Source organism: Niveispirillum fermenti, assembly GCF_048066175.1.
Lineage (GTDB): Bacteria > Pseudomonadota > Alphaproteobacteria > Azospirillales > Azospirillaceae > Niveispirillum > Niveispirillum fermenti.
Genome location: NZ_JBLTXA010000009.1, coordinates 141,600 through 155,361, shown reverse-complemented (window position 1 = coordinate 155,361; position 13,762 = coordinate 141,600). Strand labels below are relative to the sequence as shown.

Sequence of the window (13,762 nt, the reverse complement as noted above, 5' to 3'; positions counted from 1 at the left end):
TCGCATTCCCTCAACTGGGAGGTGCCATCCGGCGCCATCCGGCGGCTTTCACGCGACACGAGGCGCGGGCGTTCAACGCGCCAACCAAGCTACAATGAGTTCCACTCATCGCAGCTTGGTATAGAATACACACCGGACTTTAGCAGAATGCTATGCGCCGGGTACCGCAATCAGAACCTGAACCCGGCCCGCACGCCGAAGGTGCGCGGATCGGAGATCTGGGCCGTGCCATCGGTCATGGCCGGATAATTGGCGGACAGGGCGACGCTGCCCAGGGCGATGTCGTTTTCCAGGTTCTTGGCATAGGCCTGGATATAGTAACGGTCGCCGGGGGCGTTGTAGGTGGCCGTCAGGTCGGTGCGGGTGAAACTGGGCTGACGGAAGAAGTTGCGCAACGCGGTATTGATCAGGTGATAGCCGCCGCTGATCCGCGACCGCGCCCCCAGCACCAGCGACCCTTCACCCACCGGCAGCGTATGGTCATAGCCCAGGGTAGCGGTCCATTTCGGCGACCTGTCCAATTGCTCGCCCTTCAGATTGACGCCGGGGGAGACCAGATAATCCGTGTAACGGGCGTTCAGCCAGGCCAGTGACAGGTTGAAACGGTTGCGCGCGTCGGGCTGGGCCAGCGCCTCGACTTCCACGCCGTCGATCTTGGCCTTGCCGGCATTGCTGGTCACAAGACACGGCGCCCCGTCGCAATAGGTGGCGGAAATCTGGCTGAGCTGCAGGTTGGAATAATCATAGTGGAAATAGGCGCCGGTCAGGCGGACCTTGCGGTCGGCCAGGCTGGTCTTCACCCCCGCCTCATAGGCGGTCAGGGTTTCAGGTGAATAGAACAGGTCGCCGGCGGGAACCGGGGCATTGCAGTTCTGCTGCCCGGCCAGACAGCCCTCGTTGAAGCCGCCGGCCTTGTAGCCTGTGGAGACATTGCCATAGAGCATTGTCTCTTCGGTCAGATCGTAATCCAGGCCCGCCCGCCAGGTCAGCTTGGTATAGCTGACGGCGGCATTGTTTAGCGAATCCCGCTGGCCACGCGGGTTGGTGGTTCCCGGCTGGGTCGCGGGGGTAAAATCCAGAGGATCGCCGACGTTGGCATGGTTGATGGTGGCGCCGACGCGCGACTTGTCATCGCTGGTATGGCGCAACCCGCCCGTGACGCGCAGATCGTCGGTCAGGCTGAAGGTCGCCTGCCCGAAGAAGCCCAGGGTCTTGGAGATGGTCGGGTCCTGCGGGAAGCCATAAACATAGCCCCGCTGGCCCGGCATGAAGCCGCGCGTGCCGAACAGCAGGAATTCCACGCCCGACTGTTCACGGAAATAATAGACGCCACCCTGCGCCAGCAGGCGGTCGGTCTGATAGGCGAAGCGCAGTTCATGGGATTGCTGTTCGTAATCGCCATTGAATGTTGCCTCCAGCGGCACCCGCGCGCCCGGCGGCGGCAGGCCCGGCAGGGCCTGATAGGTCAGGCCGACATAACCGCGCTGCAGCTCGTCGCGCGTGAATTCACGATATGACCCCAGATAGGTGGCGGTCAGGTTTTCAACGATATCGACCTCCAGCTCGCCATGGATGCCCCAGGTGCTGTTATCGGCGGTCGATTTGCGGTTCTGGGTGAAGCCCAGGCTGCGCAGTTCCCGGGACGATTGATTGGAGAGGCGGACGGGCGTGGCGCCGCGCTGTCCGTTCGGGGCCGCCGTGATGGGCATCTGAAAGAAGTTGGACAGGGCCACCCCGGTCTGGGGGTTGCCCTTCATCGTGCTGGTGTCGCCCTTCACGTAAAGCCGCACGCGCTCCCCGATATCGGCCTTGGCGCTGAGCCGGAAGGACAGGTCCTTCTTTCCGGGGTCGAGGGAGGCGGTCGACGCCCCCTCATACAGGTAGCTGTCGCGGTAATTGTAGTTGGCGGCGGCACGGATGGCGATATTGTCATCCACCGGCACATTCACCATGGCAGAGGCCTGCAAAGTGTCGTAGCTGCCATAGGTGAGGTCGCCCGACGCCTGGAACTTGTCCTTGGGACGGGCGGAGATCAGGTTGACCAGGCCGGCCGTGGTGTTGCGCCCGTAAAGCGTGCCCTGCGGGCCGCGCAGCACCTCCACCCGTTCGAGGTCGAAGAAGCTGACCTCCTGTGCCTGTGGCCGCGCGATATAGACGCCATCCACCAGGAAGGCGGCGGATGGATCGCCCTTTTCACTGTTGTCCGTGCTGGAAACACCGCGGATGGTAATCTGCACGCCCGCCCCATTGACGCGGTCGATGGTCAGGTTGGGTACGGCGTCGGCCAGGTTGGTCGGATCGCTGATGCCCTGGTCACGCAAATTGTCGGCGCTGACGGCGGAAACGGAAACGGGTGTCTTGGACAACAGCGTTTCCGCACGCACGGCGGTAACCACGATCTCTTCCAGTACGAATTCCCCAAGCCCGGCATTCGCCGGGGCGACCGTCTGTGCAAGGGCACCAGAAGCAGGCAGCCCGGTCAGCAAGGCCGTGCCGGCCAGCAGGAATTTCTTCATGAATACCTCCCCAAGGTCTTTATTTGTCGTCGATTGCTTGTTTCAGCAGGCGAGACGATGGCTGGCTGTTGCCGTCGATCCTGCCCTGATCGTTGTCAAACGCGGGGCGCTGCGCTGCGCGGAGGCAAGGCATCCCCGTCCAGCGCCCGGTGAAGCATCCGGATGCCGGCTTGTGACGGTTGGATTTTGCGGATTTTGCGGGTCGCGATGGCTGTTTCGCGGTCCGCGGCGATTTCAGAAGGCTGGTTCCGCGCCGACGCTGTCGGATGCGTATGCGTGGGCCTTGCGGACCAGCCAGGCGACCATTTTCACCTCTTCCTGGTTGCGGGGTGCATAGATCATCACGGTGTCGGGCGACACGGTGGGATAACCGGCCAACGGGTGCGGTTCCGCCCACCCTTTGGCGATGGCCTCGCTGCGCAGCGGCTCGGGCAGCACGGTATGCAGGCTGCCATCATCCTCCAGATGGACATGGGCGAATTCATGGCCCAACAGGAAAGCCCGTGGCCGTTCCTGCGGCCGCCCGTGGCGCAGATACAGGCCGACGGTTCCAGGCGGGGCGCGCCGGCTGCCACCTGTTTCCACGCCGGGCAGGGCGTACAATGCGGTCAGCAGCAACTGTCCCCATTGTCGCCGGTCCGCCGGGATCTGGTCGATCTGGCTGTGAGGCGCGTGGGGCGTGGTGCGGGGCCGGGGGCCATATCGTGCGGATAACCCGTCTTCATCTGTGGCAATCACATCCATGGCTGCATCCTGATGGCTTGGTATTGGTGATGGCGATGCCGCCGCTCAAGTGTCAACACCTTGTGGGCGACGGTTCAGTCGGGCAGGATCACGCATTCGACCCGTCCGCCGGGCATGCCACGCACGCGGATGGTCAGGGCGGAGGGGCCGGCCGGATCGGCAATGGTCAGCGCGCCGCGCACCGCCTCCACATAAAGGTTCAACTGCACCGGCAGATAACGACGGTCGAGATAGGCCAGCGCCTTGCCGGCGATATCGGCGATCTTTTCCGCAATGAACAGGGCCGCCGCGGCCGCATCCCGCTTCTCGCAGGCCTCCAGCAGTGGCTGGAACCCGTTTTCCAGCGGGTAGGGTGGCGGGTTTCCTGCCACCTCGTGCAGGGCGCGGAACATGGCCAGCCGGTCCAGAAGATCGTTGATCATCTGGGTCACATGGCGCCCGCCACGACTGCACAGCGTGCTGATCAGCCGGCGGAATGCCAACCGCCGGCGCGTGGCGCCCCGTGCGCTCTGGGCCAGTTCCGGGGCCGCTTCGATCCGGGCCACGGCGCGGCGGACAATGGCCATGTCCGCTTCCGTCAACCGGTCCGCCCCGGCCCGGATGGCCAGGGCCGCGTTCAGTGTCAACAGGGAGAAGACCTGTTCCAGATCGTCGATGGAATAGCTGACGACCCGGCCCTGCTGGTTGGTTTCCGCCTCGATCAATCCTTCCTGCTGCAACATGCGCAGCGCCTCGCGCACCGGCCCCCGGCTCGTGTCGAAATCCAGGGCCAGCTGCACCTGTGAGAGCGGCTGGCCGCCCTTCAGCTTGCCGGACAGGATCATCCGCCGCAGGCGTCGATAGACCGAGGCGACATTCTCGCGGGATGGGGGGGAGGCGCGTTCATTCATGATGCAAACCATTCTAGCAAGATTTGTCGACAGCGCAATGCCAAACTGTTGACACCTTGGGCGTCGTCTGCACATTGTACCGGCATAACGATCCAAGCAGGGAGGATGATATGCCGACGGATGCACTGGCCGTCTGGGCGACGATGGAGGCACATCCGGGCCGGGAGGATGCCGCGCGCGTCTTCCTGACGGAGGCCGCACGGCGCCTGCAGGCCGAGCCCGGCACCACCAGTTTCCGCGCCATGGATCTGGGCGGCGGCCGGTTCGCCATCTTCAACACCTTCACCGATGAGGATGCGTTCAAGGCCCATGTCGGGGGAGAGGTGGCGCGCTGGGTGCAGGAAAGCAGGGAGGACCTGTTCATCGAACCCTATGCCATCACCCTGTGCCGCACCTTCGCCGCCAAGGGGGATGTTCCATGAATATTGTGCCGGATTGCGATGTCCTGGTTGTCGGTGCCGGCCCCACGGGCCTGATGGCGGCGTGCCTGCTGGTGCGCAGCGGCGTCAGGGTCCGCATCATCGAGCGGCGGGAGGAACCGACGCGCGAATCCCGGGCCTTCGCGGTTCAGGCCCGTAGCCTGGAACTGTTGCAGTCCATGGGGCTGGCCGACCGTTTCCTGGCCCGCGGCGTCATCGCCGGCTCGGTGAACCTGCATGTGAGGGGACCGTTCCGGGGTGGATTGAACTTTGACCTGGCGCGCACCGGCGACACGCCATTTCCCTTCATCCTGATGATCCCGCAATCGGAAACGGAAGCGCTGCTGATCCAGGACCTGGAGGAACAGGGCGTCCGTGTCGAGCGAGGGCAGCAATTGCTGAACCTTGTGCAGGATGGCGATGGGGTCAGTGCCCATGTCACGGCCCCGGGCGGGACGGTGGATGAAATCCGCAGCCATTTCATCATCGGCGCCGACGGATCGCGCAGCGTGGTGCGCGAGGCGTCGGGGATCGGCTGGGACGGGGAAATGCTGCCCCAGCGTTTCCTGCTGGCCGATTGCAAGGTGGAATGGCCGCTGGACCATCACCGGTTCCGCGTCTTCATCAATGGCAGGCGCATCGGCCTGTTCCTGCCCCTTTATGGCAGCCAATTGTCGCGGGTGATGGCCACCGACCTTTCCGGCGGCTTCGGGGACGGGGAGGCGGCGCAACCGCCGCCGCTGGATCTGAAGGAGATGCAGGAGGGGATGTCGGCCGCCATCAACATGCCCATCACGCTGAGCAACCCGGCCTGGATCACCCGCTATCGCGCCCATCACCGGTTCGTGGACCGCTATCGCTCGGGCCGCGCCTTCGTGGCCGGCGACGCGGCCCATATCCATTCACCGGCAGGCGGGCAGGGGATGAATACCGGCCTGCAGGATGCGGCGAACCTGGCCTGGAAACTGGCCACCGTCCTGCGCGGCGGCAATGCCGGGCTGCTGGACACCTATGACGGGGAGCGCCGGCCCGTGGGTGAGAAGGTGGTGAAAAGCACGGGCCGCCTGTTCGCCGCCGCCGCCGGCCAGGCCGGGTTGAAGGCGGCGCTGCGCGACCTGATCCTGCCGCTGGCACTGAAGATCATCTCCCGCGCGCGGCCGATCCAGACCAAGGCCTTCCGCCGCCTGTCGCAGCGCGACATCGCCTATCCCGCCGGCACGGCGGCTGTGGCGGCCGACAAGACCGGCTGGAGGAAGGGACCGGCGCCAGGCGCGCGGGCACCCAACGCCGCCTTGCGGCCGGGGCGGGAGATATTCGACCTGCTGGCCGGTTACCGGATGACGGTGCTGGCCCTGTCGCGCAAGCCGCTGGAGGCACGGCAGATCGAGCATCTGAACCAGTCGCTGACCGGTCTGGCGTCGGATCGTCGCGGTGTGTCCACACATCTGGTGGCCCGCCAGGATTTCGGCATGGGTCAGGGGGTGGAGTTCACCTCCCTGCCGGATGTCTTCGAGCGTTACGGTGTGGGGCTGCGCGATGGCCAGGCCCTTTACATCATCCGTCCCGACGGGTATGTGGCCTGGCGCAGCCCGACCTTGAACATCCAGGGGGCGGCGGCCTTCCTGGCGGACATGGCAGGCGGTTGAACGACACCCGGACCGTCCCCCGCCCCGCCGCATGACAAGGGGGATGCCTCCCTTGTCATGCATGGGCACCCGTGCGCCGGAAGAAGCGGATCGCCTGATAGAAGAACAGGGCGGCACCGATGGCGCAGGGCACGCACAGGGCGGCGATGGCGATGCCCAGCTGGCTTTCCCCACCCAGGGAGGCGCTGACCAGGGCGATCAGGGGCGGGGCCGTGGCACCGGCGAAGATGGCCGTCAGCAGGGTATTGGTGCCCAGCGCCAGGCCGCGCACCTCGTTGGGAATGTTCAAGGTGATGGCGATGACACCCAGCGTGGCGACAACGGCACCGGCGAAAATATGCGCCGTCAGCATCACCGCGAAGATCGGCACGCCCGGCGCCATGCCGAACAGAGACAGGGGGGCGATGGCCAGGGCCGCCACCACCGCCGGCACCAGCACCCCGGCCCGGCCGCCACGACGCTGGCCCAGCTTGCCCAGCCAGCCGCTGCCGGCTGCACCGGCAATGCCGCCGATCAGCAGCACAGCACTCAGCCAGCCTGCGAACTGTCCTGGCGACAGGTGGTAATTGCGGATCAGCATGGGCGTGGCCCAGACCGATGCCGCCTGGATCGTCACCTGGCTCAACAACAGGGCGATGATCAGGGGCAGCAGGAAGCCCCGATACTGCCAGAGTTCCCGCAGGGCCACGGATGTCTTGCCGCTCCGGTCCTGCTGTTCCTGTCGCGCCGGCTCGCGCACGGGGGTCAGCAGCAACAGGATGGCCACGCCCAGGATGGCGGCGCCCAGATAGAGCAGGCGCCAGGGCGGCAACCCGAACAGCAGACCGGGGTCCACATCATGCCAGCGGGTCAGCGCGTCGAAGGCAAGGCCGCCGGCCAGGATGCCGATACCCTGGCCCGTCGCCTGCCCCACCACCAGCAGGCTGGTGGCCACCGACCGCCGCTCCGGCGGATAAAGGTCGGCGGCCAGGGAAAAGGCGGCCGGGACCAGCAGGGCGGCATTGGCCCCCATGACGACACGTCCCACCACCAGCGACAGGAAATTGGGTGCCAGGCCGGTGACGATCATGGCGATGATCCAGGACACCAGGCCCCAGAACAGCAGCCGCATGCGCACCTTCCGGTCAATCAGCCGGCCGCTGGGGATCGACGCGATGCCCAGCGCCAGTCCGAAGGCCGTACCCTGCAAAAGGCCGACCTGCAGGTCGGTCAGGGACATGTCACGCTTCATCGGCTCGATCAGGAGCGTGGTCAGCGTGATGTCCATCGACAGGAAGAAGCCCAGGATGGACAAGGCCAGCAGGGCATAGCGGGCCCGGGCCGGCGAGGGGAAATCGGGACGCGCGAGGGCGGGGTAGCTCATTTATGACGCTCGAAACGCAGGCGCAGGGTGCGGCCGGTGGTCAGGCGGAAGCCCCTATCGTCGAATTCCAGCGTGGCGGCCAGAGGCAGCGGCCCGGCGCCGCGCGCTTCCCAGAGATCGGTGGCCACGGGGGTGAGATTGTAGATGAAGGACCCGATGGCATTGCGTAGGATGAGGCGCGGCACCTCTTCCCCCGATCCGGCGATGATGGCGCTGATGCCGGCGGCGGCGCTGCCATAGTCGCCCAGGATCGGGGCGGCATCCTGCCCTTGCGCCGGGGCGACGCGGGTCAGAATCTCGCGTTGCCCGAACTCCGTAACGTCCAGCGACGCGCCGCCATCGATGGGGCGCAGGCGCATGTCGGTGGGCACGATGGGCAGGCTGAGCCAGCCGTCGCCGGCGCATTTGGCCGGCAGGGCCATGCCGCCCAGGCGAATGGCCTGCCGGCCCTCATGCGCCACCAGGGTCAGCTTGCGGCCGGTATCGGGGTTGTAATAATCCCCCTCAACCGGCACGCCCTCGGCGTCGCCGGGCAGGGGCGGCAGGCCGGGGATGCAGCGGTCGATGATGTCATCGACCAGCTTGTACAGTTCCAGGCTGCTGCGGCCGTTGGAGATGATGATGATGTCCAGCTCATGCCCAAGCACTTTCAGCATCTGGCTGGAACCGCCGACGACCGCACCGGCATGATGCACGGTGTCCAGCCCCCGATGCTGGTTCATGGTCAGGCCCAGGCCATAGCCATGGGTGGCGTGCGGGGTGCGCATCGCCGCCCATGTGGCCTCGCTGCCGACCACAGGCGCGCTCATATGCTTCAGCCAGAGCAGCATGTCGTTGATTGTGGAGACGATGCCGCCTTCCCCGCCGATGGGGGAGCCGAACACGCCGCGCATGTAGCCACCGTTGGGGCTGGGCACGTGCAGGGTGGCGCTGTTGGGCACCAGATCGGTGTCGAGCGCCCGCACCAGCGTGTCATGCATGCCCACCGGCGTGAAGATGCGTTCACGCAGGAAGCTGGCGAAATCCTGTCCGCCCAGCCGTGTCACGATCTCCGCCAGCAGGACGTAACCGCCATTATTGTAGCTCCAACTGGTGCCGGCTGCGAAATTCACGCTGTCCAGGGCCGCCAGCATCCTGAACTGGAAATCGGATGCGGTCGCTATGCCGGGGCCGGCCGCATGCAGCAGCAGGTCCAGGCTGTCACGCATGCCGCTGGTATGGGCCATCAACTGGCGAACCGTCATGGTATCGGCCCAGGCCGGCAGTTCCGGCAGATGCCGGCGCACACTGTCATCGATGGACAGCCTGCCTTCCTCCGCCAGCAGCATGACGGCCAGCACGCAGAAATGCTTGCTGGTGGAGCCGATGCGCATGCGGATGGTGGGAGAGAGCGTGACCGGCAGCTCGATGCTGGCCATGCCGACCCCGCGCCGGTAGACGGGCTTGCCCTGCAGCGCAACACCCACCGCGAAGCCGGGGGCATTGGTGGTGTCATAGGGTGCCAGAAGCGCGTCGAGCGCCGCAGGCTCGATCCGGGCCTGGACTGTCATCTGTCTCTCCTGATCCTGTCTTCGTGAATGCGCCGTCAGCCGGTCCCGGCGGCGGCGCTGTCGCCGGCCTGGGTCAGGACGCGCAGCAGATTGCCGCTCCACATCTTCTCCAGATCCTGCGCGGAGAAGCCGGCTTCCAGCAGCCGCTCGGTGACACGGGGCAGGGCGGTCACGTCGCGGAAGCCCTCCACGCCGCCGCCGCCATCCCAATCGGCGCCAAAGCACACATGATCGACGCCGGCCACCCCGATCGTGTGCAGCAGTGCCGCCATGTAATCCTCGAAATCCGCCTTCCACATCGGCGCGGTGGCATCCAGCGCGTTCCAGCGCCGGCCAAGATCGACCTGCTCGGCCATGGAAAGGTCGCCGATATGCCCCATGGTGCGGAACAGGGCGGCCCGTTCGGGCACCATATGCATGGCGGACAGGTAGATGGTGGTGAAGCCGATGACCCCGCCGCCAGCCACCAGCGTCCGGATACGCCCATCATCCAGATTACGGGGATGGTCATAGAAGCCGCGCGTGCCGGAATGCGACAGGACAAGCGGTGCGGCGGATAATTCGAGCATCCGGTCGAAGGCGGCGTCGGAGGCGTGGCTGGCATCGATGATCATGCCCAGCCGGTTCATTTCCGCGACCCAGCCTTCACCCAGCGGGCTCAACCCGTTCCAGCGGGGCGCGTCGGTGGAACTGTCGGCCAACTGGTTGGTACGCACATGCACCGGCCCGGCCATGCGCACGCCCTGGGCATGGAACTCGGCCAGCAGCCCCAGATCCTCACCGATCGGGTAGCAGTTCTCGATGCTGCGGAACGCCACCATCCGGCCTTGCGCATGCAGAAGCCGGGCGTCGTCGGCGGTCGTCGCCGGCCCGATCCGATGGGAAAAACGGGCCAGCGTCTCGTCGATTTCCCGCGAGCGCCGGCGGGCCTGGGCCAGTGCCCCGGCATAGCCCTCCGGCGTCAGCGGCCCCTGTGCGGTATAGATGACGAAGAAGCCGCCGGACAGGTTGCCTTCCATGCGCGGCAGGTCGAGCTGGGCGACATCATCCGCCAGATCGTGCCGTTCGTCGAAATGCCAGCCTGGCCGCGCGAAATGGATCGGCGTGTCGAGATGGGCATCCAGCGTCAGCAGATGGCGATGGAGGTCGGTGGCGTGAGGCATGCTGTCTCCTGCGGCAGGGATGCCGGTTCCGGTCGTTGCCGACATAGGGACCGACATCCGCCGCACTCGCGTCAATAGCTTGTGGAGATGGTCAGCCCGAAGCTTTGCGGGCGGATGATGCCGGTGGCCAGCGCTCCGCCCGGATGCACAGGTCCCCCATTGGCCGTGACGGAAGCGGTGGAGGTGCGGCCCTTGCTGTTGCCGATGTTCCTGGCATAGGCATCCAGCGCGAAGGAGCCGAAATCCAGCCCCGCCCGCAGGTCGATGACCTCGTAGGAGGGCAGATACCGCTGTTGGCCGTTGGCAGCGTAGTAGGCGGCGTCGTAGTCGCCCTGCTGCCTGGACAGGAAGCGGACCGACCCGCCGACCGAAGCGGTGATGGTGCCCGTCAGGTCCCAATTGTAATCGCCGTTCAGGGCGGCCGTGAATTTCGGCGTGAAGGGCAGGCGGTCGCCATCGAACCCGCCGATGACCGGTGTCGTGTCGTCGCGCAGCCTGGCGTTGGTATAGGCAGCGTTGGCCGACAGTTCCAGGCCGCGCATCGGCCTGAAGGTCACGGTGCCTTCGGCACCGTCGCTCTTGGCCTTGCCGCCATTGATGTTGATGCCATAGTCGTTGATGACGGCGATCAACTGGATATCGCGCCAGTCCAGATGGAAGACGGACAATTCCGCGCTGAACATGCCGTCTTCGGATTGCATCTTGGCGCCCGCTTCGTAGCTGATCAGCGTGTCGCTGTCGAACTGGCGCGGCGTGTCGGCGGGTGCGTTCGGCGGCAGCGGGTTGGGCCCACCGGGGCGGTAGCCCTTGGCCACGCGGACAAAGACCGATGCATTTTCCGAAATCTTGTACTTGGGCGCCGCGGAGAAGGTGAAGACGCTTTCCGACGAGCGGATGTCGGGATAGACCGAGGCGCCGCCGGCCAGCGCGCCGTCGGTGGTCTGGCTGGCCTTCTGCCGGTTATGGCTGTAGCGGGCACCGAAATCGACATCGAATTGCTGGTTCAGATGCAGGGTCGCATTGGCGAAGCCGGCATATTCCTCGTACTTGGACGGCAGTTGCACGTCGGCCAACAGGGGAAGGGTGGTGATCGGGGACAGCGTGCCGGGCTGCACGGCGGTATAGCCCTGCTGGATCAGCGCCTTCTCATGCACATAATAACCGCCGATCAGCCATTCGAACGTCCCTGGCTGAGAGGAGGTCAGGCGCAGTTCCTGGGTGAATTTTTCCACATTCGTGTTCTGCCCCAGATAAATCTCGTTCGGCGTGCCGAAGACGCCATCGATCAGGGCGGACAGGTTGTGGGTCAGATCGGTCCGGCTTTCCTGCTTCTGCGAGGAGAAGCTGGTCGAAGACAGGATGTCGGCAAACCCCGCCTCGTACTTGGCCGTGCCGTTATAGACGCGGTAGCGGATGTCGCGGAAGGACGGTACGAACTGCGAGAAGGTCGGGCGGCCATACAGCAGGGCGATGCTGTCGGGATCGCTTTCCACCGTGCTGGGCGCATCGGCCTTGATATCCTGCAGCAGGGCGCTGAGCCGCAGCGAGAAGCCGTTGTCGGGCGCATAGAGCGCCGAGACGCGGCCGCCATAGCTCTGGCTGTCGTTGATGTTCTTTTCCCGATCCGATCCGGCCGTGCCGATGCTGTCGATGAAGCCGCCGGTCTTGCGGTAATAACCAGAGGCCCGCACCGCGAAATCCTGCCCCATGGGCATGTTGACCATCGTGTTGCCGGAATAGGACAGATCGCCGCCCTTCGTGGTTTCAATACCCACGCGCGAACGGCTTTCCACCCTGTCCGTGGCGGGTTCGTTGGTGATGTATTTCAGGACGCCGCCCAGCGAGCTGGCACCATAGAGCGTGCCCTGCGGCCCGCGCAGCACCTCCACCCGGGCGATGTCGAACGTGTCGAAATCGCCGGCCAGAATGGCGCCATTGGCCATGGCCGTGCTGGAGCCGAACGGCGTTTCATCCATATAGACCGACACGGTGGATGCCACGCCGCCGGTATTGACGCCGCGCATCACAAGGCGGCCCTGGCCGGGTGTATCCTGCGCGATCTGCAGTCCCGGCACCAGCTTCAGGTAATCCTGGATGGTGTTGGCCTGCTGTTTTTCCAGGGTGGCGCCGGAGACCACCGACACCGATTGCGGCACGTCGATCAGGGTCTGGCGGCGCTTCTGGGCCGTGACGATGATCTCCTCCAGCACGATGCCGGAGGAGGAGGGCTGGCCCTGTGCCATGGCCGGCGCGGCCGCCGTGACGGCCATCATTCCGGTGGCCAGCAGCAGCGTGTTACGAAGCATCCCCATGAGGCTCTCCTGTTCTGGTCCATGACCCGCGCCTTTGGCTTGTCTGGGTCAATTTAATCCTGACTGGGATATTATTTTCTAATTTTACTATATGTCAAAGATTTTTCCGATTATCCGTGCGATTTCGTCAACTGCCCCCGGCCGCCGCGGCGCGCGTGCCCCATACATCCTCGCCGATATGGATGTCACCGCCCTGATAGACGGCGCCGGGTGTGCGGTCGCGGGCAAGGAAGATGGGTGAATCGAGATCGACAATGTCGCAAAGCTGGCCCAGCACAAAGGCCGGTGCCATGGCCAGACTGCTGCCGACCATGTTGCCGACCATGACGCCAAGACCCAGGCGCCGCGCCTCTTCCGCCATCAGCAGCCCTTCGGTCAGGCCACCGCATTTGTCCAGCTTGATGGTCACGATATCGAAGCGGCCAACTGCGCCGGCAATGTCGCAAAGCGATATGATGCTCTCATCCCCTGCGATGGGGATAGGGGAACTGTACCCTTCCAGGTCGGCATCCCGGGTGCGGGCCAGCGGCTGTTCCAGCAGGGCGACACCGGCCCCCTGCAGGGCGGCAACCAACGGATCCAACTGGTCTATGCTGAAGCCCTGGTTGCCATCGACGCTGAGCCAGACATCGGGCCTGGCGGCGCGGATGGCCTGGACGCGCGCGATGTCCAATGGCAGATCACCGGTCAGCTTGATCTTGATGGCCCGGGCATCACCATAGTTGCGGGCCCCCTGCGCCATCACCTCCGGCGTGTCGGCGCCCAGCGTGAAGGTGGTGCGCAGCGGCCTGGGCGCGGTCTGCCCGGCCAATTGCCAGACCGGTCGGCCGCTGCGTGCCGCCTCCAGTTCCCAGAGCGCGCAATCCACGGCATTGCGCGCGCCGCCCGGCGGCAGGATCCGGCGCAGTTCCTCGCGCGTGGCGCCGGCCTCGATGGCGGGACGGGCAGCGGCCAACTGGCTTGTCATATGGGTAATGTCGTCACCCAGGAAGAACACGCCGCCTCCTTCTCCACGGCCTTGATATTCGCCGTCGTACAGGGTCACGACGATGACGTCGGAATGCTCGAACACATAGCCGGAGATGCGGAAAGGTTGGGCCAGACGCAACCGCTGGGTCGCGACCGTCATGCTCAGTCGTGCCATTACTCGATCACCATT

Annotated in this window: 10 protein-coding genes; 2 read left to right on the top strand and 8 right to left on the bottom strand. The window is 65.3% G+C overall.

Features of this window, described 5'->3' with window-relative positions:
* Positions 1-170: 170 nt before the first annotated feature.
* The 3 genes from ACM9LZ_RS11900 to ACM9LZ_RS11890 form a co-directional block, all read right to left on the bottom strand.
* Positions 171-2,516: a TonB-dependent receptor gene (locus ACM9LZ_RS11900; protein WP_416619685.1), complete on the bottom strand. Its 2,346-nt coding sequence runs from the start codon at positions 2,514-2,516 to the stop codon at positions 171-173.
* Positions 2,517-2,750: 234 nt separating this feature from the next.
* Entirely contained in the window at positions 2,751-3,260 is a 510-nt protein-coding gene (locus tag ACM9LZ_RS11895; RefSeq protein WP_416619684.1) for a luciferase domain-containing protein, read from the bottom strand.
* A 74-nt stretch (positions 3,261-3,334) separates the two neighbouring features.
* On the bottom strand, positions 3,335-4,150 hold the full coding sequence (locus ACM9LZ_RS11890) for a GntR family transcriptional regulator (protein WP_416619683.1): 816 nt from the start codon (positions 4,148-4,150) through the stop codon (positions 3,335-3,337).
* A gap of 110 nt (positions 4,151-4,260) precedes the next feature.
* Between ACM9LZ_RS11890 and ACM9LZ_RS11885 the strand changes: the two genes are divergently transcribed.
* Positions 4,261-4,572 (top strand): putative quinol monooxygenase, encoded by a 312-nt coding sequence (locus tag ACM9LZ_RS11885; protein ID WP_416619682.1) that lies wholly within the window; start codon positions 4,261-4,263, stop codon positions 4,570-4,572.
* Positions 4,569-6,215 carry an FAD-dependent monooxygenase gene (locus ACM9LZ_RS11880; protein WP_416619681.1) on the top strand — a complete coding sequence of 549 codons (1,647 nt, stop codon included), beginning with the start codon at positions 4,569-4,571 and terminating at the stop codon, positions 6,213-6,215. Before ACM9LZ_RS11885 ends, ACM9LZ_RS11880 begins: the two co-directional genes overlap by 4 nt.
* A 55-nt stretch (positions 6,216-6,270) precedes the next feature.
* Here ACM9LZ_RS11880 and ACM9LZ_RS11875 read toward each other — a convergent pair whose 3' ends face one another.
* The 5 genes from ACM9LZ_RS11875 to ACM9LZ_RS11855 form a co-directional block, all read right to left on the bottom strand.
* On the bottom strand, positions 6,271-7,578 hold the full coding sequence (locus tag ACM9LZ_RS11875; protein ID WP_416619680.1) for an MFS transporter: 1,308 nt from the start codon (positions 7,576-7,578) through the stop codon (positions 6,271-6,273).
* Positions 7,575-9,128, bottom strand: coding sequence for a serine hydrolase domain-containing protein (locus ACM9LZ_RS11870; protein ID WP_416619679.1), 1,554 nt, complete (start codon positions 9,126-9,128; stop codon positions 7,575-7,577). The genes ACM9LZ_RS11875 and ACM9LZ_RS11870 overlap by 4 nt, the downstream gene beginning before the upstream one ends.
* A 35-nt stretch (positions 9,129-9,163) precedes the next feature.
* Positions 9,164-10,291, bottom strand: coding sequence for a dipeptidase (locus ACM9LZ_RS11865; protein WP_416619678.1), 1,128 nt, complete (start codon positions 10,289-10,291; stop codon positions 9,164-9,166).
* 71 nt (positions 10,292-10,362) lie between these two features.
* Positions 10,363-12,603, bottom strand: a complete 2,241-nt coding sequence (locus ACM9LZ_RS11860) for a TonB-dependent receptor (protein WP_416619677.1) — start codon at positions 12,601-12,603, stop codon at positions 10,363-10,365.
* A gap of 127 nt (positions 12,604-12,730) precedes the next feature.
* The gene (locus tag ACM9LZ_RS11855) at positions 12,731-13,747 is read right to left on the bottom strand and encodes a dipeptide epimerase (RefSeq protein WP_416619676.1); all 1,017 of its coding nucleotides are present in this window, start codon (positions 13,745-13,747) and stop codon (positions 12,731-12,733) included.
* Positions 13,748-13,762 lie beyond the last annotated feature (15 nt).